We start from the raw sequence: 19,929 nt of genomic DNA on the forward strand, positions 1-19,929 counted from the left end.
GGCGAGGACGCGCATGACGGACGACGGGCTGCGGCCGGACGGGCGGTACTGAGCCGTGGCCGGGTACGACCTGTCGATCGACATGGAGTCGCTGCGTACGCTCGCCACGGACCTCGCGTCCATCGTGGACGAGCTGGAGAACGCGGACGACAACGCGAGCGACGCCGCGCAGGCCACCGGGCACGACGAGCTGCGCGAGCGGGTGAACGACTTCGCCGACAAGTGGCGCATCAAGCGCGAGGAGATGATCGGCGACGTCAAGAAGCTCAGCGAGATCATGACGCAGATCGTCGACACCTTCACCGAGGTGGACACCGAGCTGGCGAAGGCCCTCGAGGACAGCGCAGAGAAGGCGAAGTGATGGACGGTCCGGACAGGCAGTGGGAAGAGCTCGAGGGCACGCCGTCGCTGGTGGTCACCAAGGGACGGCGCTACGCGGAGCTGGCCGACGCCATCGGCCGGTCCGTGACGGCGCTCAAGAGCATCTCGGACGAGATCGGCACCCGGTCGCTCGCGATGGACGAGACCCGCAAGCTCGCCGACACCGTCCGCGAGAGCATCGAGAAGGCGAAGGACCGGTACCACGAGACCGGCACCGCGCTGCAGACGTACGGCGAGGCGCTGCGCACCGCGAAGGACGAGGCCGACCCCGCCGCCGAGCGGCTGCGCACGCTGCGCAGCGAGCTGGCCACGGCTCAGTCCCGCGCCGCGACCGCCGACTCGGCGGTCGACGACCTCCCGGCGAGCGCGACGCCCGAGGAGCGCACGGAGGTCCAGGGACGGGCGCGGACCGCGTCGGGCGAGGTCACGGAGCTCAGCGGCTCGGTCACGCACTGGGAGGGCGTGTGGGCCGCCGCCAAGGGTGACAAGGACCGGGCCGCCGCCACCGCTGTCGGCGCGATCGACGAGGTCGTGACGGGGCGCAAGACCCACGGGCTCGAGGACGGCTTCTGGGACAAGGCCGGCGAGGTCTGGGACTCCGTCTACAAGATCGTCAAGGTCATCTGCGACGTCGCGGGCATCCTCGCGATCTTCCTCAGCTGGGTGCCGGTCCTCGGGCAGGTGCTGCTCGCCCTCGCCGCGGTCGGCGCGATCCTGGCGGTGATCAACGCCGCGGTGAAGTGGGCGCGCGGGGACGGGAGCTTCTGGGGCGTGCTCGGCGCCGCGGCGCTCGCGGTCGTGTCGTTGTTCGGCGGACGCGTGATCGGCGCCGTCGCGAAGTACGCCAAGGCCCGCTCGGTCGTGCAGTCGACCGCACGGATGACGAGCCGGACGGCCAAGCTCACGTTCGGCGGCTCGGTGATCAAGAGCTCGCGCAAGGTCTTCGCGATGACGGGCCGCCAGCGCGTGACGCAGGTGCTGGCGTCCCCGTTCGTCCGGTCCTCGACGGACCGTGCCGTCAACGGCATGCTGCGCAGCGGCAGCTACGGCGCGGCGTTCCGGACGGCCTTCCCCAACCCCTTCCAGGCGCGGGCATGCGGACCCTGTTCGGCAACGGCGACGTGGTCGACATGTTCGCGGTGATGAACAAGTCCGGTGTCGTCATGGACAACGTCACCTCCGTCACCTCGGCCGTGGCCGCGACGGGCGCGTACGGCCTGCAGATGTACCGCCTCGGGGAGAACGGCATCAACCTGGCGAACGAGCTGCGCAACGGCGACGTCGGCGACGCGCTCGGACCTGCCGTGAGTATCCTGACGTCGCCGCTCGACGGCCCGTACGGGAACCTGCTCGGCGAGGGCGCGAAGCACGTGCCCAACCCCACGGGGAACGCGGTCGGCCCGTGACCGGTGCCCGAGGGCGCCACGACATCGACGAGAGGACCACCATGACCGCGCGCAGGCTCGCCGGCTACGAGCTGGCGCTGCCCGAGGCATGGGTGGCGATCCCGTCCGACCTCGCGGACGTCGACGTCTGGGCACGGCAGGAGGCCGAGCGCCTCGTCGCCGCGGCGCCCGACCGCGCCGACGTCGAGCTGCGAGCGGCCTCGGCCCCGGGCGAGCCGGCGGAGGACGTCGACCCGGTCGCGCTGCTCGCGTCCGGTCTCGCGGCGGTCGCCGGCACGGCGGCGGGCGCCGGCGTCCGCGGCCTGGAGGCGGCCGCGCTCGTGCGCAGGCCCGAGCTCGGGCGCGTGGACGCGATGGTCACGCTGGCCGCGCAGCAGGACCTGTCGCGCGACGCCTTCGTCGCGGACCTGCAGGGGCTCGTCTCCGGTCCGGAGGCGGTCGAGCACCTGCTCGCCCAGGAGGTCGACGCCGTGGTGGACGCGGGGGAGGTGCGCGGTCTGCACCTGATGCTCGGCCACCTCGAGCCCGACCTCGGCGAGGGGGTCGCGCACCTGGAGGAGCGGGTCGCGCTCGGCGTCTTCCCGCCGGGGTGCGCCGACATGATCGAGGTCACGGCCGTGGCCAACGGCGTCGGCGCCTTCGACGACATGCCCCAGGACGTCGTCGACGTGCTCGGCGGGCTCGCGGTCGACCTCGAGGGCACGGCATGACGCGCGAGGTCACGTCGGCAGGGGGCTTCCGCATCGTCCTGCCCGGCACGTGGGGGAACGTCCCCCTCGGCAGCCCGGAGGAGTCCGAGCGGTTCGTGCGCCGCCTCGTCCGCCGGCAGGTGGGCTCGTCCGACCGTCTCGCCCGCGCGCGGCGCGAGGCCTCGCAGGAGATCCTCCGCAACGTGCGCGACGCCGCCGCCGCGGCGTCCACACCTATCTCGTCTCGCTCGAGCTGCTCCCGGGCGTCCCGTTCCCGGCGGCGGTGCTCGTGCTCGACGAGGAGTGGCCCGTGACGGCACGCGACGCGCTCGCGGACGGCGACGTCGAGCAGGCCCTGCGCCGGGCGTTCCCGGCGGGGGAGGTCGCGACCCAGCGCAACGGCCCCGTCGCGCGCGTCGCGGAGATGGTGCGCGGCGCGACGGAGGACGGGGCCGAGATGCTCACGATGCGCCTCGAGTACCACATCCCGGTCCCCGACCGGAGCCGGCTCCTGCTGGCACGCGTCAACGTGCCCAACATCCCGTCGGCCGAGCCGTTCGCGACGCTGTTCGACGAGATCCTGGACTCCGTGACGTTCCTCGACGCACCGGGGGGCGGCGCCGTGGAGGAGGCGGGCGCCGCCGGGGAGGTCGACGGAGAGGCGCCCGCGGGCGACGTGCCGGCGTCCTGGGCTCCGGTGCGGGAGACGTCCCGATGACACGGGCCTCCGAGGCACCGCTCCGCGGGGCCGCGCCGAGCGCGGTCGCGCGTGCCCTCCGCCCGTTCGGCTACCTGCTGGTGGGCCTCGTCTGGACCGCGATCGCGGCCGTCGTGGTCGCGCTCGGCCCCGGCGTCCTCGCGCTCGTCGCCGTGGACGGGACGATGGAGCTCGCAGGCGTGTGGGAGCGGTTCGCCGCGCAGCCGTCGGAGCTCGTCGCGCTCGTGCTCGCCGTGCCGCTGCTCGTCGTGCTCTGGGGTCCGGGCGTCCTGTGGTACCTGCCGTCCGCGACGTGGCCCCTCGCCGCGCTCTCGTTCGTCTACGTCGCCCGCTCGCTCAGCCCGGCGTTCGCGCACGAGCGGCTGTCCTTCACCGAGCAGGCGGCCCGGGGTGCGACGATCGGCCTGCCGACCGCGGCGGGCGTCGCGCTGTCGCTGCAGCCGGTGCGACAGAGCCGCGTGACCGCGTGGCTCATGCGGTTCTACGTCTCGGGCTGGGTGCCCGACGGGAGGATGTTCGTCGCGATGCTCCCCGCCGGGCTCGGCTGGCTGCTCGCCCTCGTCGGTCTCGCGCGGGACGTGCCGCCGGCGTGGCGCGCCGCGGCGCTCGTCGTCGCCGCCCTGCTCGTGGTGTGGAGCGCCCGGCTCGGCCGCCGGGCGTGGGTGCGCCGGTTCTCGGACGCGCCCGCACCGGCGTCTCCGAGGGAGGCGGGGGTCGCGGGGATGACGGCCGACCAGCGCCGCCGCCGCCTCGAGGAGCTGCGCCGCGCGCGGTCCGCGCGGGTGCGCGGTGCCGGCGGGGACGGGCGCGCCTGACGCGTGACCCGCTCGATGGGGACCGGTCCCCATCGACCCGCACGGCGGGGGACGGTAGTTTCGTGCCGACGGATCGGCCGTGGGGGCCGGTCGAGGATCTGGAGGACACCTCATGGCGAACATGAACGTCACCTACGACGAGCTGCGGAGCGTCGCCGGTCAGCTGCGCTCCGGCCAGCAGACGCTGACGGAGACGCTGAACAACCTGCGCACGCTGGTGAACAACCTCACGGCGAGCGGGTTCGTGACCGACCAGGCGTCGGGGGCGTTCAACGCGTCGTACGAGGAGTTCACGACGGGCACGACCCAGGCGGTCGAGGGCATCGAGGGCATGGCCTCGTTCCTCGAGCAGTCGGCCCAGACGCTCGCCGACGTCGACTCCCAGCTCGCGCAGGGCATCCGCGGCTGACGTCGCGCACCGCGCACGGAGGGGCGGTCCCGCAGGCGCGGGACCGCCCCTCCGTGCGTCCGGCGCCGCGCACGCGCCGCGCACGTGCCGCGAGCGCGTGCCCGGCGGTGCGACGGTCGTCTGCGAGACTGGCGGACGGACACGACCACGTGGAAGGACCGGTGACCTCCGGCATGACGACCCTGACGTACCCGAGCGGCGACTTCCCGGCCCCGGTCGGCGTGAGCCTGACCGCTCCTGAGCACTGGGTCCCGCTCCCGCACGTCGCGCTGCCGCTCGCGCTGGGCCGCGAGGTGCCCGAGGGCGAGTTCAACCCGAATGTCATCGTCGTGGTCTCGCGCGTCCGGGCGGAGGCCACGCTGGACGACGCCCACGCGGAGGTGCTGCGCAAGCTCCGCCCCATGCCGAAGATGCGCGAGCTCGACGGCGGCGACGTCGACGTCGACGGTCTGCCGGGCCGCTGGGTCGAGGCGCAGTTCAAGGGCGGGGGCGGCGTCGTGCTCGTGCAGTCGGTGCGCACGGTCCTCGTCCCGCGCGGGCCCGTCGCCGACCTCGTCCAGACGACCGGCACGTGCACCGTGGTGCAGCAGCCGTGGGCGGGCGGGGAGATCCGCGCCGTGCAGCAGAGCCTGCGCCTGGCCCGCGACTGACCCCTTCGCGAGGCCGTCACCGTTTACATTCGCCCGGATCACAAGACGGCGGGTCCGAGTGGCGGGACGCCTGGCAGAGTAGGAGGGTCGGGAGAGGGCTGGGTGAGGCTACCCTCACCCGGTCGTACAATCGACATGGTCTCCTGCGGCCGGTGCTCCCCGGTCGTCACGGTGCGGTCGGGCACGACCCGGCCGCGAGCACCAGACTCCCGTCCTCGACCGGAAGGCGTCCTGTCCTGTGAGCAGCATCCGTCCCCTGCGCGTCGCGATCGTCGGCGCCGGTCCCGCCGGGATCTACGCCGCGGACATCCTGTCCAAGACCGATCTCGACGTGAGCATCGACCTCTTCGAGCGTCTGCCCGCGCCCTTCGGCCTCGTGCGCTACGGCGTCGCGCCCGACCACCCGCGCATCAAGCAGATCATCGTCGCGCTGCACAAGGTGCTCGGCCGCGGCGACATCCGGCTCCTCGCGAACGTGGACTACGGGGTCGACCTGAAGCTCGACGACCTGCGCCAGTACTACGACGCCGTCGTGTTCTCGACCGGCTCGATCCGCGACGCGGCGCTGCCGATCGAGGGCATCGACCTGCCGGGCTCCTACGGGGCCGCGGACTTCGTCTCCTGGTACGACGGCCACCCCGACGTGCCGCGCACGTGGCCGCTCGAGGCGGAGCAGGTCGCCGTCGTCGGTGCCGGCAACGTCGCGCTCGACGTCGCCCGGATCCTCGCCAAGCACGCGGACGACCTGCTGCCCACGGAGATCCCGCAGAACGTCTACGACGCGCTCAAGGCGTCCCCGGTCACCGACGTCCACGTGTTCGCGCGGCGCGGCCCGGCGCAGGTGAAGTTCTCCCCGCTGGAGCTGCGCGAGCTCGGCCACGTGCCCGACGTCGACGTGATCGTCTACCCGGAGGACTTCGAGTTCGACGAGGGCTCCACGGCCGCCATCAACTCGTCCAACCAGACGAAGCAGGTCGTCAAGACCCTCACCGACTGGGCGCTGAAGGACCCGAGCGAGCTCACGGCGTCGCGCCGTCTGCACCTGCACTTCCTCCACGCCCCGGAGGCCGTCCTCGGCGACGGCAAGGTCGAGGCGCTGCGCACCGAGCGCACGAAGCTCAACGGCGACGGCACCGTCTCCCGGACGGGGGAGTACCACGAGTGGCCGGTCCAGGCCGTGTACCGCGCGGTCGGCTACTTCGGCTCGCCGCTGCCGGAGATCCCGTTCGACGAGCTCAAGGGCGTCATCCCCAACCGTGAGGGGCGCGTCGTCGACATCGACGGCGAGCACATCTCCGGGGTCTACGCGACCGGCTGGATCAAGCGCGGCCCCGTCGGGCTCATCGGCCACACCAAGTCCGACGCCTCGGAGACGATCCGCCACCTCGTCGAGGACGTCACCGGTGCCGGGGACGGCGGCGACGTCGCGTCCGCCGACCTGGCCGGCGGCCGGGTCGCCCCGCTGGGCAGCCCGGACGCGATCGTCGAGTTCCTCGCCGAGCGCGGGGTGGACTTCGTGGAGTGGTCCGGCTGGGAGCTGCTGGACGCGTTCGGAGCGCGGGCTGGGGGAGCCGCACGGGCGCGAGCGCATCAAGGTCGTGCCGCGCGAGGAGATGATCCGGGTCGCGCGCGGGGAGTCCCAGGTCGGCTGACCCGCGCTCGGCGGCGTCCCCGGGAACGACCGGGGGGTCTCGCACGTTCACGTGGTGGACGACGGCGCGGCCGTCGTCCGCGGGCGGCCCGGCACCACGGCGGGCCGCCCCGAGCGTGGAAGGAGCGCACGTGGGACGTCGTCAGCACTTCAACGGCCTCAAGACCGCCGCGCTGTTCGGCGTCATGTGGGCCATCCTGCTGGGCCTGTGGGCGCTGTTCGGTGCGCGGCCGAACCTCCTGTGGCTGTTCGTCGGCCTCGGGCTCGTCACGACGTTCTACGGGTACTGGAACTCGGACAAGATCGCGATCCGGGCGATGCACGCCCGACCGGTGAGCGAGCTCGAGCAGCCGGCGATGTACCGGATCGTGCGCGAGCTCTCGACCGCGGCGCGCCAGCCCATGCCGCGCCTGTACGTCTCGCCCACGCAGGCGCCCAACGCGTTCGCCACCGGGCGCAACCCGAAGAACGCCGCGGTGTGCTGCACGGAGGGCATCCTGCGCATCCTCGACGAGCGCGAGCTCCGCGGGGTGCTCGGGCACGAGCTCATGCACGTGTACAACCGCGACATCCTCACGTCCTCCGTCGCGGGGGCCCTCGCGGGCGTCATCACCTCCGTCGCCCAGCTGCTGCTGTTCTTCGGCGGCGACCGGGAGCGCGGCGGCAATCCTCTCGCGGCGCTGGCGATGATGTTCCTCGCGCCGATCGCGGCGATGCTCATCCAGCTCGCCATCTCGCGCACGCGCGAGTACGACGCGGACGAGGACGGCGCGCGCCTCACGGGCGACCCGCTCGCGCTGGCGTCGGCGCTGCGCAAGCTCGACGCCGGGACGCAGCGGGCGCCGTTGCCGCAGAACCGCGACCTCGTCGACGTCTCCCACCTCATGATCGCCAACCCGTTCCGCGGCGCGGGCGTCGGGAAGATGTTCGCGACCCACCCGCCCATGGCGGACCGCATCCGGCGGCTCGAGTCGATGGCCGGTCAGGGCCCGGGCTACGGGGGCGTCACCTACCACTGAGCGCGGTCTCGAGGGCCACCGCGACCCCGTCGTCGTCGTTCGCCGCGGTGGTGTCGGTCGCCGCGGCGTGCACGTCCGGGTGGGCGTTCGCGACGGCGAACGAGCGGCCGGCCCAGCGCAGCATGGGCAGGTCGTTCGGCATGTCGCCGAACGCCCAGACCTCGTCCGCACCGATGCCGAGGCGCGCGCACCAGCGCGCGAGCGCCGCGTCCTTCGTCACGTCCGGGGCGAACAGCTCGGCCAGCCCGGCGGCCCCCGAGTAGGCGAGGTGCGCCCGGTGCCCGACGACGTCGCGCACCTCGGCGAAGAACCGCTCCTGCGCCGGGTCCTCGTCGCGTGCGACGACCACCGGCTGCGTCGCGGGTGCGTCGGGCGACGGCGGCGTCCCGCCGCGGCGGGCGAGAATCTTCCCGACCGGGCCGGGGACGGGGCCGGGCGCGTCGCGCGGTGACCGGCCCAGCGTGCCCTCCACGGGCCGGACGGTGCGGGCGTGCGCGGGGTCCGCCGCGTCGTCGTCGTCGGAGCGGAACGCGGGGTCGAACGTCGGCCCCTCGACCCGTTCGAACGCCAGCGCGACGTCCGGGACGGCCGCGCGCAGGTCCTCCACGAGCGCCAGCGCGGCGTCGTCGCGGAAGCCGCACACGTCGAGCGCGCGTCCGGTCGCGAGGTCCCACACGGCGGCCCCGCCGAGGCAGATGACGCGACCGTGGCCGCCGACGACGTCCTCCAGCGGAGCCAGCCAGCGGGGCGGCCGTGCGGTCACGAACACGATCTCGACCCCCGCGTCCTCGGCCGCGAGGAGCGCCTCGCGCGTGCGGCCGGACACGGTCCCGTCGCTGCGCAGGAGCGTCCCGTCGAGGTCGGTGGCGACGAGCCGGGGCAGGTGGTCGGGGCCGGGCACCGCCCTACTCTCCCACGGGAGTGTCCGGCCTCTCCCGCGGGAGCATCCGGCGCGGTCCCCGGGAGCGCGCGCCGGGACGCCGGGTCTACAGTCGAGAGGATGGGTCAGGCCGTGGCTCGTCACCCTCGCGACGAGGCGGAGACGAGCATGTTCCTCGACACCCTGGCCATCGACCGTGCGCTCACGAGCGGGTCCCGGCAGCAGGTCGGCCGGTACCGGCTCGACCTCGGCACGGGGAGCTGGTGGTGGTCGGACGAGACGTACCTCATGCACGGCTTCGAGCCGGGGGAGGTCGTGCCGACGACGGAGCTGGTGCTGGCGCACAAGCACCCGGACGACCGCGGCCGGGTCGCGCGCGTCCTGGCGCGGGCGTGCGCGACCGGCGAGCCGTTCTCGAGCATGCACCGCATCATGGACGCCCGCGGACGGGCGCGCTCCCTCGTCGTCGTCGGCCAGGGCCGCCGCGGTCCCGGCGGCACGGAGGTCGCCGAGCTCGTGGGCTACGTCGTCGACGTCACGGACGTCGTGGTGCAGCACGCGCAGCTGCGCGCCCGTGACGACATCCGCGCCGCGGCGGCGAGCCGCGGGCCCATCGAGCAGGCCAAGGGCATCGTGGCGCTGGTGCGCGGCGTGTGTCCCGACACCGCGTTCGAGCTGCTCAAGCGTGTGTCGAACGAGCGCAACGTCCGGCTCCGGGACCTGGCCGAGGACGTGGTGGGGACCGCCAGCGCGGGCGGTCCCGACCCGATGGCGCGTGTCCGCGGGCTGCTGACCTGACGTCTCGCCCGCTCCCGGCGGGCGACGACGCCCGTCCCGCCGACTCAGCGGTAGTTGGTGAACTGGAGCGCGACGTCGAGGTCGGCGGCCTTGAGCAGGGCGATCACGGTCTGCAGGTCGTCGCGCGACTTCGACGTCACACGCACCTCGTCGCCGGTGATCTGCGTCTTGACCGCCTTGGGCGCCTCGTCCCGGATGATCTTCGTGATCTTCTTCGCGTTCTCGCTCGACAGGCCTTCCTTGAGGGTCGCGGCGAGGCGGTACTCCTTGCCCGACGCCTTGGGCTCCTTGTCCCCGGTGTCGAGCGACTTGAGGGAGATCCCGCGCTTGACGAGCTTGGTCTCGAAGACGTCGAGGATCGCGAGCACGCGCTCGGCGGAGTTCGCGACCATGAGGATGCTCTCGCCGCTCCAGGCGATCGACGCGCCGACGTTGCGGAAGTCGTAGCGCTGCGACACCTCCTTGGCGGCCTGGTTGAGCGCGTTGTCGACCTCCTGGCGGTCGACCTTGCTCACGATGTCGAACGACGAGTCGGCCATGGATTCTCCCTCGTGACGCTGCGGCGTGGGCGCGGCGCGGTGCCGCGTGCGCAGACCACCGTAGCCGAGTCGGCGCCACGTCGACCGCCGAGGACGCGCGGACCCCGGGCGAGCGTCGCGCCCGCCCGGGTTCCGTCCGTGACCGGGGTCAGCCGAGGTCGTCACCGGTGAGGACGGTGCGGTCGGTGACCGTCGCGCCGTCGCGCACCGCGCTCACCGTGACCGTGACCGTGCCCGTCGAGCCGTCGCCGCTGCGCACGGCGAACGCGTGGTAGGCGTTCGCGCCCGGTGCGACGTCCTCGAACGAGCGGCTGCCGTGGTCGGTCTCCACGGTGACGTCGACGGCGACCTCGGCGTCGTTGTGCACGCGCACCGCGAGGTACGGGCGCCCCCCGAGCTGACGCACCTGCGCCTCGACGGTGTGCGCGAGGCCGTCGTCCGGCTCGGACTCCCGCGCGAGCGTGAGCTCGACCGGGTCGGAGACGCGTCCGCCGAAGCCCTGCACCACCGCGACCACGGTGCCCGTCGTCGCGATCGGCGCCGCGGGCACGTCGAGCGCCCACGTCCCGTCGGCGGCGACGGTGGTCGTGACCGCCGCGGCGCCGGCGGGGGTCGCCGTCACCGTCGCGTGCGGCGTGCCGACGCCGCCCAGCGCGACCGCGGCGACGTCCGCGGGCACGGGCTGCTCGGGCACGTCGGTGACCTCGAGCCCGGACAGGTCGGGACGCGCGGTGAGCCACTCGTCGCGGTCCAGCGGCCGGTCGACGATGCGCGTCTCGCCGACGCACCCGTGCCACCCGTTGGTCGCGGCGTCGTCGACCCAGTCGGCACCGACGATCCACGGCATCCCGGGGTTGAAGGACGCCCCGACGGTGTCCTGCGCGGTGCGCAGCACCGGCGCGCCGTTGACGTACATCGTCGTCTCGGCCGTCGCCGGGTCGTTGACGAGCGCGACGTGGCTCCACGTGCCGACCATGATCTCGCCGGACCAGTTGGTGCGGTCGCCCTTCGTCGCGTCCTGGCCGACCTCGGTCCACTGGAGCTCGCGCAGGTTGGAGATGCCCAGCGCGGTGGGCGAGGCGGTGTAGTCCCAGCGGCTCCAGGGCATGCCCGGGATCTGCGAGCGGTTGCCGGTGCGCACGAGCGCCTTGCTCCACTGGTTGTCGTCGGCGGTCCAGTCGGGGTCCATCTGCACGAACGTCTCGATGGTGTACCCGTCCGAGAGGTCGGCGTCGTTGACCGGCGCCTCGGCGTCCGTGGTCAGGTAGCTGTAGCGGTCCGTCAGACGGCTCGAGCCCGCGAAGCACACGGCCTGGCCGGACGACGAGTACGGATAGGTCTCGTCGACCACGGTGACGTCCTCGACCTGGGCGGTGGGGGAGCCGGACTCGGCGATCGTGGCACGGTGCAGGTCGCTGTCGCCCGCGACGTCCTCGAACACGGTGCCCTCGGCGACCGTCCCGGTCTCGCCGGTCATGCGCCAGTGCGCGAGCGTGCCGTCGACCTCGACGTAGTCCCGGGTGCTCCCGGGCGCGACGTCGGTCGAGCCCGGCACGCCCTCGAACCCGTCGGTGAGCAGCGCGACGGCGCGGTCGCTGAGGGACGGCCACTGCCCGTCGCCCGGGCCGAACGACGGGTTGAACCCGCCGAAGCGCTCGGCGAAGTCGATCGGCAGGGAGAAGCTCTGCGCGTCGCCCTCGAGGACCGGGTCGTCGTAGGACGTGAGCGACTCCGTCGGCTTGGCGACGACCCACGGCGAGACGGTCTCGACGTCGACGACGTCGTTCGACAGGTCGAACTCGAACAGCCCGAGGTAGCCGTTCCCGCCCTCGTAGGCCATCTGGTAGTCCATGAGGACCTGCGTGACGGTGTGGCCCGCGTCGTTGGTGCGCTCGGTCACCGCGGCACCGTGGTAGTGCCCGTTGAGCGTGAGGAAGATCTGGTCGTTGTGCGCGATGAGCCCGTCCCACAGTCGCTCGCCGTTGGCGCTGGTGCCGCCGGTACGCCCCTCGGTGTCGACGTCGGCGTTGACGATGTCGTGCGACGTCAGGACGATGGGGGTCGTGGGGTGCGCGTCGATGACGCCCTGCGCCCACGCGAGCGTCGCGTCCGACGCGCGCCACGACAACGCCAGCACGAGGAACTCCTGGCTCTCGGCCTCGAACACCTGGTACTGGTTCATGCCCGTCGGGTCGGTGCCGCCGTCGGTCAGCTGGCCCGCGGCCCGGTCCGGGCCGAACCACCGCAGGTACGGCTCGTCCGCGAGGTCGTACGCGGTGTCGTAGTGGTCGTCGCTCGAGTTGCGCACGTCGTGGTTGCCCGCGAGCACCGAGTAGGGCAGCTCGCCGTCCTCGAGGTTCCGCATCGCGGCGTCGGCGGTCGTCCACTCGTCCTCCACGCCGACCCGGTCGACGACGTCGCCGAGGTGCGCGACGAAGGGGATGTTCAGCTCGTCGGCGTGCTCGGCGAGCCACGCCGTCTGCACGGCGAAGGGGTTCGTGCCGTAGTCGGGCTCGAAGTTGGACGTCGCGTAGCGCGAGTAGAACTGGGTGTCCGGCAGGACCGCCAGCGTGAAGCGGGAACCAGGTCGTCGTCGCCCGCCGACGCGGCGGGCTCTGCGGCGTCGGCGGTCGCGGGGGCCGTGGCCGGCGCCGCGGCGGCGGGCGTCGCGGCGAGACCGACGCCGGCAGTGAGGACGGCGAGCAGGGTGGTGGGGGCGGCTGCGGTGAGCAGCCGCCGGGGACGTCGGGGCACGGTGAAGCCTTTCGGTAGCCGTGGGACGGGCCGGCGGCGACCGTCGCAACCGTATCCGTCAGCGCTGTCAGGGCGGGTTCGCGGGTCGGCCGGCGGAAGCAGGGCGACCAGCGCTGCGACGCTAGGCGCGCGCCGTGAACGCGGGACGACGCCGGCATGAACGTCGGCGCACGTCTCGCCGCACGTTCCGCCCCGGTCTCGACCGGGCCGTGGTCTCAGACGTCGCGGGACCGGCCGGCAGGCGGTCGCGGGAGCTGTGCCAGCCGCGCGGCCCGGGCGGCGCGCAGCGCGTCGGTGCTGAGCACGACCAGCGCCGCCCAGACGAGCGCGAAACCCACCCAGCGCGCGGGCGGCATGGCCTCGTGGAAGACGAGGAGGCCGCAGAGGAACTGCAGGACGGGCGTGAGGTACTGGAGCATGCCCACGAGGGACAGCGGGATGCGGCGCGCGGCGGACGAGAAGAGCAGCAGCGGCACGGCGGTCACAAGACCCGAGGATGCGAGCAGCAGCGCGTGCGCGGGGTCCGAGGTCGTGAACGTGCCCGCGCCGGTCGCGGAGAGCCAGACGAGGTAGGCGAGGCAGAGCGGGACGAGCGTCGCCGTCTCCGCCGCGAGGCCCGGCAGCGCCTCGACGGTCCTGCCGGTGCGGTTCTTGACGAGGCCGTAGAGCCCGAAGCTGAACGCCACGCCGAGCGCGATCCACGGCACGCGGCCGACGCCCGCGGTGATGACGGCGACCGCCACGACCCCGATCCCGAGAGCGACCCACTGCGCCGGTCGCAGCCGCTCGCGCAGCACGACGACCGCGAGCAGTGCCGTGACGAGGGGGTTGACGAAGTACCCCAGCGCGGCGTCGAGCACGTGCCCGGAGAGCACGCCGTAGACGTAGATCGTCCAGTTGGTGGCGACCAGCACCGCGGCGAGAGCGAGCAGCGCGAGCGTGCGGGGCGTGCGCAGCACACGGACGAAGCGACCGAGCTGGCGGACCACGGCGAGCATCGCCACGCAGACGACGAGGCTCCACACGATCCGGTGCGCGATGATCTCGAGCGGCCCGGCGGGCTCCAGGAGCGGGAAGTACAGGGGCATCGCGCCCCACAGGGCGTAGCGCCCGCACCGGCGAGCACGCCCCGCCGGTCGAGCGGACCAGCGCCCGCGGCGGCGCTGCGGGGCGTGGTGCCGAGGTCGGGTCCGGGCTCCGGCGCGGGAGCGGGGGCGTTCACGGGACCACTCTAGGAGCGCGCCGGGGCGCGGCAGGGCGCCGGCGCCCGGCGCGGATTTCACGTGCGGTGCTCGTGGCTGTATCGTGGGCTCGCCCGCGTGGCCCACCTCGCACGACGTGCAGGCGGACCGCGCGACGTTCCACGGCAGGTTGCCCGAGCGGCCAAAGGGATCTGACTGTAAATCAGACGGCTCAGCCTTCGGGGGTTCGAATCCCTCACCTGCCACCGGAGCCGACGGGGCGTCACCACGAGGTGGCGCCCCGTCGTCGTACGGCGGGTCCGCCGCCCGGGCGTGCCGTCCTCGTCCGTGAGGAGTGCGTGCGGGCCCGACGATCGGCGCCATCGCGCCGATTTCGCGGGACGCCCGCGGGCGTGTAGAGTTTTCCGCGCTGCCCCGATAGCTCAGTCGGCAGAGCATCTCCATGGTAAGGAGAAGGTCAAGGGTTCGATTCCCTTTCGGGGCTCTGTGGTGACGCGGGGTCGCCTTGCGGAATTCCGCGAGGCGGCCTCGCGTTCCTCACCCGGCGGGGTAGCTCAGATGGTTAGAGCGCACGACTCATAATCGTGAGGTCGCGGGTTCGATCCCCGCCTCCGCTACCACTTTCGACAAACTCCGTACGGCGGCCGGCGTCGTGCGGCCTGCACAGCACATGCGCCCTCCGGAGGCGCGAGAGGTGGCTCACTACCGTGGCAAGCAAGAGCGCTGACGTTCGCCCCAAGATCACTCTGGCCTGCGTGGAGTGCAAGGAGCGCAACTACATCACGAAGAAGAACCGTCGCAACGACCCGGACCGCCTGGAGATGGCGAAGTTCTGCCCGCGCTGCGGCAAGCACACCGCGCACCGCGAGACCCGCTGACCCAGCGGTCCGCACGTCGACCCGTGGCGATCAACGCTGACTTCGCCGGACGCGAGTACCCGGCGACCGCGCCGTACTCCGTCGGCCGCGAGAAGCTCCGCGAGTTCGCCGCGGCGGTCGGCTCCACCCACCCCGCGCACCACGACCTCGTGGCGGCGCGGGGTGTCGGCTATCCGGACCTCGTCGCACCGCCCACCTTCGCGGTCGTCGTCGCGCAGCGTGCCGAGGCGCAGCTCGTCGAGGACCCCGAGGCGGGGATCGACTTCTCGCGCGTCGTCCACGCGGACGAGCGCTTCACCCACCACCGGCCGATCGTCGCGGGCGACGAGCTCGTGACGGTGCTGCACGTGGACTCGATCGTCGAGCGCGCCGGCCTCGCGATGGTCACCACGCGCTGCGAGATCTTCGCCGAGGCGGCCGACGACGCCGGGGAGCGGACGCCGGTCGCGACCGTCACCTCCACGCTCGCCGTCCGAGGGGAGGGCGCATGAGCGCCGAGCACGCCACCGGGGCGACGGCGGCACGCCCGGTCCTCGCCGAGCTGAGCGTCGGCGACGTCGTCGGCACGCGCACGGTCGAGGTCGACCGCGCCCGGCTCGTCCGGTACGCCGGCGCGAGCGGCGACTTCAACCCGATCCACTGGAACGACACGTTCGCCGAGCAGGTCGGTCTCCCCGGGGTCATCGCGCACGGCATGTTCACGATGGGCGCCGCCGTCGCTCTCGTCGAGGACTGGGCCGGCGACCCGGGCGCCGTGGTCGACTACCAGACGCGCTTCACGCGCCCCGTCGCCGTCCCGAACCCGGGCGTCGCGACGGTCGAGATCACCGGCACGATCGGGGCGATCGACGCCGACGCCGGCACGGTGCGCGTCGACCTCACGGTGACGTTCGAGGGCGCACGAGTGCTGGGCAAGACGCAGGCCGTCGTCCGGCTCTGACGCCGTCGTCCGCCGCCGGCGCGAGGTGCGCAGCGCGGGCAGGGCGGGGCCTTTCAGGCGGGTGCTGGCCCGGTCGTCGTCCCGACGACGAGCTCGACGTCGAGCGTGACGGTCCCGGGCTCCTCGCCCGCGAGGAGCCCGATCACGGCCCGGCCGAGCTCGGCACCCTTGCGCGCGAGCGGCTGCTCCACGCTCGTCAGGACGTCCGGGGCCAGCCACGGGAGGTCGAGCCCGTCGAAGCCGGCGACCGACACGTCGTCGGGCACCCGCAGGCCGAGCTCGCGCACGCCCAGGAGCGCGCCTGCGGCCAGGAGGTCCGAGTGGGCGATGACGGCGGTGGGCCGGGCTGCGGCGTCGAGCGGCTCCACGGTGCCGTCCTCCCCCGGGCGACCGAGCAGCGCGAGCGCCGCGGACCGCCCGTGCTCGACGAGCGACGCCTCCGTCTCCCAGCTCGCGACGGGCTCCACGACGTCGCGCACCCCGGCGAGACGGTTCGCCGTCGGGGTGCGGTCGACCTGGGCCAGGCGGTGCGCGTCGAGCGGGCCGCTGCGGTCGGAGCTGTCGAGCGGCAGCGAGACCTCGGCGACGCGCGTGTGCCCCAGGCCGACGAGGTGGCGCACCACCTCCGCCGTGCCGGTGCGGTCCGCGATCGCGACGAGCGGGGCGCCCTCGACGGGGCGGCCCTCGCCGACGACCACGGGCACGCCGCGGCGGCGCAGCGCGTCCAGCGTGGGGTCGTCGGTGCCGACGCCCCACACGAGCACGGCGACGTCCATGGCCGCGCTCTCGACGAGGGGGTCCACCGCGCGCTCCGGGTCGTCGGACGGGATGCCGGGGATGAGCAGGACGCCCAGGCCGTTCTCGCCGAGCGTCGAGACGAGGCCGTCGAGCACCTTCACGGCGACGGGGTCGCGGAAGGCGCGGCGCAGCTGGTCGCCGACGACGACGCCGACGACGCCCGAGCGGCCGGACCGCAGCTGGCGTCCCAGCGGGTTCGGCCCGGTGTAGCCGAGCTCCTTGGCGGCCCCGAGCACACGGTCGCGCGTCTCCGGCGTGATGGGCCCCGCCCCCGAGAACGCGAGCGACGCGGTCGAGACGGAGACGCCCGCTCGCTCCGCGACCGTGGCAAGGGTCGGGCGGTGCGCCGACGCGCCGCCGGCGGTGTCGCCGCCGCGGTGCCCTGTGCCGGTCATCACGCTCCCGCCTGGTCGATTGACGCGCGTGCCAGCGTACCCGCAGACTGGGCACCATGCCTCGAATCGTTTCGAAGCGCTCGTCGTCCCGTCGGATCGAAACGATTCGAGACCGAGCTGCGTCCCCGCCCTCGCTCCGCCGTGCCCACGTGGCGCTCCTCGGCGTGTTCGCCCTCAACGGCGTGATGATGTCGAGCTGGCTCGCGCGCATCCCCTCGGTGCGCGACGCCCTCGACCTGACCGCGGCGGACCTCGGCGTCGTCCTCCTCGCCGGCGCGGTCGGCGCGCTCGCGACCGTCACGGCCGCCGGTCCGTTCGTCACCCGCTTCGGCGGCCGGGTGGCGTTCGCCGTGTCGGCGGCGCTGTTCGGCGGGGCCTTCCTCCTCCTGGGACTGGGTCCGGCCACCGGGTCGGTCGGTCTGCTCGCGGCGGGCATCTTCCTCAACGGCATGGCGTTCGCGCTCGGCAACGTGCCCATGAACGTCGAGAGTGCCGGGATCGAGCGGCGCGTCGGTCGCACGATCCTGCCGCAGTTCCACGCGGCGTTCTCCGTCGGCGCCGTGCTCGGCTCGCTCGTCGGCGCCGCGTGCGCCCACGGCGAGGTGCCCGTGCTCGTCCAGTTCGGCGTGACGGGTGCCGTCGCGTGGCGCTGCGCCTCGCCGCGATCCCGGTGACGGTGCACGACACCGCCGTCGATCGCCGCGTGCCGGGCGCCCACGCGCCGGCGGCCGTCGAGTCGCTCGGCGACGCCGTCGTCGACGTCGAGACCGCCGGCCTGCGGGCCCGTCTCGCCCAGCGCGGTGCGCGCCTCGGCGCGGCGCTCAGCGCGTGGCGCGAGCCCCGCACGCTGCTCATCGGTCTCGTCATCCTCTCCGCGGCGCTGTCCGAGGGGTCCGCCAACGACTGGCTCGCGCTCGCCGTCGTCGACGGGTTCGCCCAGACGGAAGCCGTCGGCGCCGTCGTGTTCGGCGCGTTCGTCGCCGCGATGACGGTCATGCGGCTCGCCGGGACGCGCCTCATCGACCGCTTCGGACGCGTCGTCGTGCTCCGCGCGTCCGGGGTGACGTCGATCGCCGGGCTGGTGCTGTTCGGGTTCGCGCCGACGCTCGCGCTCGCCGGCGTCGGCGTCGTCCTGTGGGGCTTCGGCGCGGCGCTCGCCGTGCCCGTCGGCATCGCGGCCGCGTCCGACGAGCCGCTGCGCGCCGCCGGGCGCGTGTCGGTCGTCTCGGCCTTCTCCTCGATGGCGGCGCTCGCGGCCCCGCCGCTGCTCGGCCTCGCCGCCGAGGCGATCGGGGCCCGCCACGCCCTCGTGCTCATCGTGGGCGCGATGGTGCTCAGCGTCGCGCTCGCGCGACAGGTCGCCCCGCTCCGCCCGGCCGACGAGACCGCGGCCCGCCGCGCGGGGGAGGATGGCGGCGTGCCCGAGGACCTCTCCTGCGTCGCCGCGCCGGACGCACCTGCCCGCAGGGTCCGGCGGCGGCTCGTCGTCCGCGCCCGCGCTCCGCCGTCGCGTCGCCGCGCCGCCGTGCCGGCGCCCGGCCCACCGAGAGGAGACGTCCGCATGACCTCCACCGTGCCCCGCGCCGCGCGGGTCGCCGCGCTCGCCGCCTGGGCGGTCTTCGCGGTGTTCTTCCTCAACGGCTTCAACTTCGCGACGTGGGCCTCCCGCCTGCCCGCGGTGCGCGACGCGCTCGGGTTCGCCGAGTCGCAGATGGGGCTCCTGCTGCTGTTCGCGGCGTTCGGCTCCCTGCTCGCCCTGCCGCTGTCGGGGCTCGTGGTGGAGCGTCTTGGTGCCGCACGCGCCGTCGTCGCGTTCGCCGTCGTCAACACGGCAGGTCTCGTGACGACCGTCTTCGCCGTCGCCGAGGGGACGGACTGGGTCGTCCGCGCCGGGCTGTTCCTCATGGGCGTGGGCACGGGCGTGTGGGACGCCGCGATGAACCTCGAGGGCGCCGCGGTCGAGCAGCGGCTCGGGCGCACGATCATGCCCCGCTTCCACGCCGGGTTCTCCTTCGGCACGGTGGCCGGGGCGGGGGTCGGCGCGCTCGCCGCGGCCGCGGGCGTCCCGGTGCAGTGGCACGTCACGGTGGCCGTCGGCCTGAGCCTCCTGGCGGTGCTGTGGGCCGTCCGGTGGTTCGTGCCCGCGGGCGACGGCCACGGTCCCGGCGAGGTGGACGTCCGGACGAGCGGGGGCGACGCCCAGGGAGCCGACCCCGCGACCGCGGTCCCCGTTCCATCGGCAGCGGCGGCGGACGGGCGTCACGGCGGCGCGCGCTCGCAGCTGTCCGCCTGGACCGAACCGCGCACGCTGCTCATCGGCCTCGTCGTCCTCGCCGCGGCGCTCACGGAGGGTGCGGCGAACGACTGGGTGAGCCTCGCGGTCGTCGACGGGTTCGGCACGGACAACGCGATGGGCGCGGTCGGGCTCGCCGTGTTCCTCACGGCGATGACCGGCATGCGGCTCCTCGGCACGGGGCTGCTCGACCGCTACGGGCGCGTGGTCGTGCTGCGGCTGTCCGCCGGCCTCGCGCTGGCCGGGCTGCTCGTGTTCGGGCTCGTGCCGAACCTGTGGTTCGCGCTCGTCGGCGTCGCGCTGTGGGGCCTGGGCGCGGCCCTCGGGTTCCCCGTCGGCATGAGCGCGGCCTCCGACGACCCGCGTCGCGCCGCGGTCCGGGTGAGCGTCGTCGCGACGATCGGGTACTCGGCGTTCTTCGTCGGCCCGCCCCTCATCGGCTTCCTCGCCCACGAGGTCGGGTACCGCAACGCGCTGCTCGTCATCGCGGTGCCGGTGGTCGTCGGGCTGCTCGTCGTGGGCGCGGCCCGACCGCTGCCCGCGACCGGGCAGGCGGAGCCGGGCGACCCCGCGGACGGGCCCCCGCAGGGGCAGGGCGACGCCCGCACGTCGGCCGCGGACCGCGCGAACTAGGCTGTGCGGGTGACCTGCGAACCCTCCGCACCGCGCCTCGCCGACGCGGGCGACGCCCCGGCCGCCGTCGTCGCGACCCGA

Annotated in this window: 22 protein-coding genes, 3 tRNA genes and 1 pseudogene; 20 read left to right on the plus strand and 6 right to left on the minus strand. The window is 74.0% G+C overall.

Annotated elements, in window-relative coordinates; genetic code table 11:
* The first annotated feature begins 55 nt into the window (after positions 1 to 55).
* The 11 genes and pseudogenes from BJF88_RS13225 to htpX all read left to right on the plus strand — a co-directional run bounded on the left by BJF88_RS13225 (position 56) and on the right by htpX (position 7,738).
* On the plus strand, positions 56 to 361 hold the full coding sequence (locus tag BJF88_RS13225; protein ID WP_083649120.1) for a hypothetical protein: 306 nt from the start codon (positions 56 to 58) through the stop codon (positions 359 to 361).
* Positions 361 to 1,524, plus strand: a complete 1,164-nt coding sequence (locus tag BJF88_RS13230) for a hypothetical protein (RefSeq protein ID WP_075829166.1) — start codon at positions 361 to 363, stop codon at positions 1,522 to 1,524. Before BJF88_RS13225 ends, BJF88_RS13230 begins: the two co-directional genes overlap by 1 nt.
* Positions 1,503 to 1,787 carry a hypothetical protein gene (locus tag BJF88_RS13235; RefSeq protein ID WP_158068946.1) on the plus strand — a complete coding sequence of 95 codons (285 nt, stop codon included), beginning with the start codon at positions 1,503 to 1,505 and terminating at the stop codon, positions 1,785 to 1,787. The genes BJF88_RS13230 and BJF88_RS13235 overlap by 22 nt, the downstream gene beginning before the upstream one ends.
* Before the next feature lie 41 nt (positions 1,788 to 1,828).
* Complete coding sequence (locus tag BJF88_RS13240; protein ID WP_139316076.1) at positions 1,829 to 2,497, plus strand: hypothetical protein; 669 nt, start codon at positions 1,829 to 1,831, stop codon at positions 2,495 to 2,497.
* Positions 2,494 to 2,790 carry a hypothetical protein gene (locus BJF88_RS13245; RefSeq protein WP_075829169.1) on the plus strand — a complete coding sequence of 99 codons (297 nt, stop codon included), beginning with the start codon at positions 2,494 to 2,496 and terminating at the stop codon, positions 2,788 to 2,790. Before BJF88_RS13240 ends, BJF88_RS13245 begins: the two co-directional genes overlap by 4 nt.
* A complete protein-coding gene (locus BJF88_RS13250; RefSeq protein ID WP_139316077.1) occupies positions 2,787 to 3,194 on the plus strand; it encodes a hypothetical protein in 408 nt (135 codons plus the stop codon). The genes BJF88_RS13245 and BJF88_RS13250 overlap by 4 nt, the downstream gene beginning before the upstream one ends.
* Complete coding sequence (locus BJF88_RS13255) at positions 3,191 to 4,009, plus strand: hypothetical protein (RefSeq protein WP_075829171.1); 819 nt, start codon at positions 3,191 to 3,193, stop codon at positions 4,007 to 4,009. Before BJF88_RS13250 ends, BJF88_RS13255 begins: the two co-directional genes overlap by 4 nt.
* A gap of 112 nt (positions 4,010 to 4,121) precedes the next feature.
* Positions 4,122 to 4,418 (plus strand): WXG100 family type VII secretion target, encoded by a 297-nt coding sequence (locus tag BJF88_RS13260; RefSeq protein ID WP_075829172.1) that lies wholly within the window; start codon positions 4,122 to 4,124, stop codon positions 4,416 to 4,418.
* 173 nt (positions 4,419 to 4,591) lie between these two features.
* Positions 4,592 to 5,068 carry a hypothetical protein gene (locus tag BJF88_RS13265; protein ID WP_139316078.1) on the plus strand — a complete coding sequence of 159 codons (477 nt, stop codon included), beginning with the start codon at positions 4,592 to 4,594 and terminating at the stop codon, positions 5,066 to 5,068.
* A gap of 238 nt (positions 5,069 to 5,306) precedes the next feature.
* Positions 5,307 to 6,720 (plus strand): annotated as a pseudogene (locus BJF88_RS13270) (FAD-dependent oxidoreductase).
* 184 nt (positions 6,721 to 6,904) lie between these two features.
* The gene (htpX, locus tag BJF88_RS13275; protein ID WP_369824617.1) at positions 6,905 to 7,738 is read left to right on the plus strand and encodes a zinc metalloprotease HtpX; all 834 of its coding nucleotides are present in this window, start codon (positions 6,905 to 6,907) and stop codon (positions 7,736 to 7,738) included.
* On the opposite strand, the gene BJF88_RS13280 is transcribed toward htpX, so the two are convergent.
* Positions 7,725 to 8,639 carry an HAD family hydrolase gene (locus BJF88_RS13280; RefSeq protein WP_083649122.1) on the minus strand — a complete coding sequence of 305 codons (915 nt, stop codon included), beginning with the start codon at positions 8,637 to 8,639 and terminating at the stop codon, positions 7,725 to 7,727. The two genes, htpX and BJF88_RS13280, sit on opposite strands and share 14 nt — an antisense overlap.
* A gap of 147 nt (positions 8,640 to 8,786) precedes the next feature.
* On the opposite strand from BJF88_RS13280, the gene BJF88_RS13285 reads away from it, so the two are divergent.
* A complete protein-coding gene (locus tag BJF88_RS13285; protein ID WP_158068947.1) occupies positions 8,787 to 9,416 on the plus strand; it encodes a PAS and ANTAR domain-containing protein in 630 nt (209 codons plus the stop codon).
* A gap of 44 nt (positions 9,417 to 9,460) precedes the next feature.
* Here the strand turns inward: BJF88_RS13285 and BJF88_RS13290 are convergent, their stop codons facing one another.
* The 4 genes from BJF88_RS13290 to rarD form a co-directional block, all read right to left on the minus strand.
* Positions 9,461 to 9,955: a YajQ family cyclic di-GMP-binding protein gene (locus BJF88_RS13290; RefSeq protein WP_075829176.1), complete on the minus strand. Its 495-nt coding sequence runs from the start codon at positions 9,953 to 9,955 to the stop codon at positions 9,461 to 9,463.
* Positions 9,956 to 10,103: 148 nt separating this feature from the next.
* Positions 10,104 to 12,515 (minus strand): metallophosphoesterase, encoded by a 2,412-nt coding sequence (locus BJF88_RS13295; RefSeq protein ID WP_255372028.1) that lies wholly within the window; start codon positions 12,513 to 12,515, stop codon positions 10,104 to 10,106.
* Positions 12,401 to 12,709 carry a hypothetical protein gene (locus BJF88_RS22320; RefSeq protein WP_255372031.1) on the minus strand — a complete coding sequence of 103 codons (309 nt, stop codon included), beginning with the start codon at positions 12,707 to 12,709 and terminating at the stop codon, positions 12,401 to 12,403. Before BJF88_RS22320 ends, BJF88_RS13295 begins: the two co-directional genes overlap by 115 nt.
* A 215-nt stretch (positions 12,710 to 12,924) precedes the next feature.
* On the minus strand, positions 12,925 to 14,037 hold the full coding sequence (rarD, locus tag BJF88_RS13300) for an EamA family transporter RarD (protein ID WP_369824611.1): 1,113 nt from the start codon (positions 14,035 to 14,037) through the stop codon (positions 12,925 to 12,927).
* Positions 14,038 to 14,074: 37 nt separating this feature from the next.
* Between rarD and BJF88_RS13305 the strand changes: the two genes are divergently transcribed.
* The 6 genes from BJF88_RS13305 (at position 14,075) to BJF88_RS13330 (ending at position 15,729) form a co-directional block, all read left to right on the plus strand.
* Positions 14,075 to 14,156: transfer RNA gene (locus BJF88_RS13305), tRNA-Tyr, on the plus strand.
* 166 nt (positions 14,157 to 14,322) lie between these two features.
* Positions 14,323 to 14,395: transfer RNA gene (locus BJF88_RS13310), tRNA-Thr, on the plus strand.
* Between the two features lie 59 nt (positions 14,396 to 14,454).
* A tRNA-Met gene (locus BJF88_RS13315) sits at positions 14,455 to 14,531 on the plus strand.
* An 87-nt stretch (positions 14,532 to 14,618) separates the two neighbouring features.
* The gene (rpmG, locus tag BJF88_RS13320) at positions 14,619 to 14,789 is read left to right on the plus strand and encodes a 50S ribosomal protein L33 (RefSeq protein ID WP_075829179.1); all 171 of its coding nucleotides are present in this window, start codon (positions 14,619 to 14,621) and stop codon (positions 14,787 to 14,789) included.
* A 23-nt stretch (positions 14,790 to 14,812) separates the two neighbouring features.
* Positions 14,813 to 15,280, plus strand: coding sequence for a MaoC family dehydratase N-terminal domain-containing protein (locus BJF88_RS13325; protein ID WP_075829180.1), 468 nt, complete (start codon positions 14,813 to 14,815; stop codon positions 15,278 to 15,280).
* Entirely contained in the window at positions 15,277 to 15,729 is a 453-nt protein-coding gene (locus BJF88_RS13330; RefSeq protein WP_075829181.1) for a MaoC family dehydratase, read from the plus strand. Before BJF88_RS13325 ends, BJF88_RS13330 begins: the two co-directional genes overlap by 4 nt.
* Before the next feature lie 53 nt (positions 15,730 to 15,782).
* Here BJF88_RS13330 and BJF88_RS13335 read toward each other — a convergent pair whose 3' ends face one another.
* Complete coding sequence (locus BJF88_RS13335) at positions 15,783 to 16,922, minus strand: substrate-binding domain-containing protein (RefSeq protein WP_075829182.1); 1,140 nt, start codon at positions 16,920 to 16,922, stop codon at positions 15,783 to 15,785.
* A gap of 149 nt (positions 16,923 to 17,071) precedes the next feature.
* Here BJF88_RS13335 and BJF88_RS19715 point away from each other — a divergent pair, with 149 nt between their 5' ends.
* Both BJF88_RS19715 and BJF88_RS20030 read left to right on the plus strand, forming a co-directional pair.
* Positions 17,072 to 17,596 carry a hypothetical protein gene (locus BJF88_RS19715; protein ID WP_075829183.1) on the plus strand — a complete coding sequence of 175 codons (525 nt, stop codon included), beginning with the start codon at positions 17,072 to 17,074 and terminating at the stop codon, positions 17,594 to 17,596.
* Positions 17,566 to 19,848, plus strand: a complete 2,283-nt coding sequence (locus tag BJF88_RS20030; protein ID WP_075829184.1) for an MFS transporter — start codon at positions 17,566 to 17,568, stop codon at positions 19,846 to 19,848. Before BJF88_RS19715 ends, BJF88_RS20030 begins: the two co-directional genes overlap by 31 nt.
* Positions 19,849 to 19,929 lie beyond the last annotated feature (81 nt).

Source organism: Cellulosimicrobium sp. CUA-896, from assembly GCF_001942335.1.
GTDB lineage: Bacteria > Actinomycetota > Actinomycetes > Actinomycetales > Cellulomonadaceae > Cellulosimicrobium.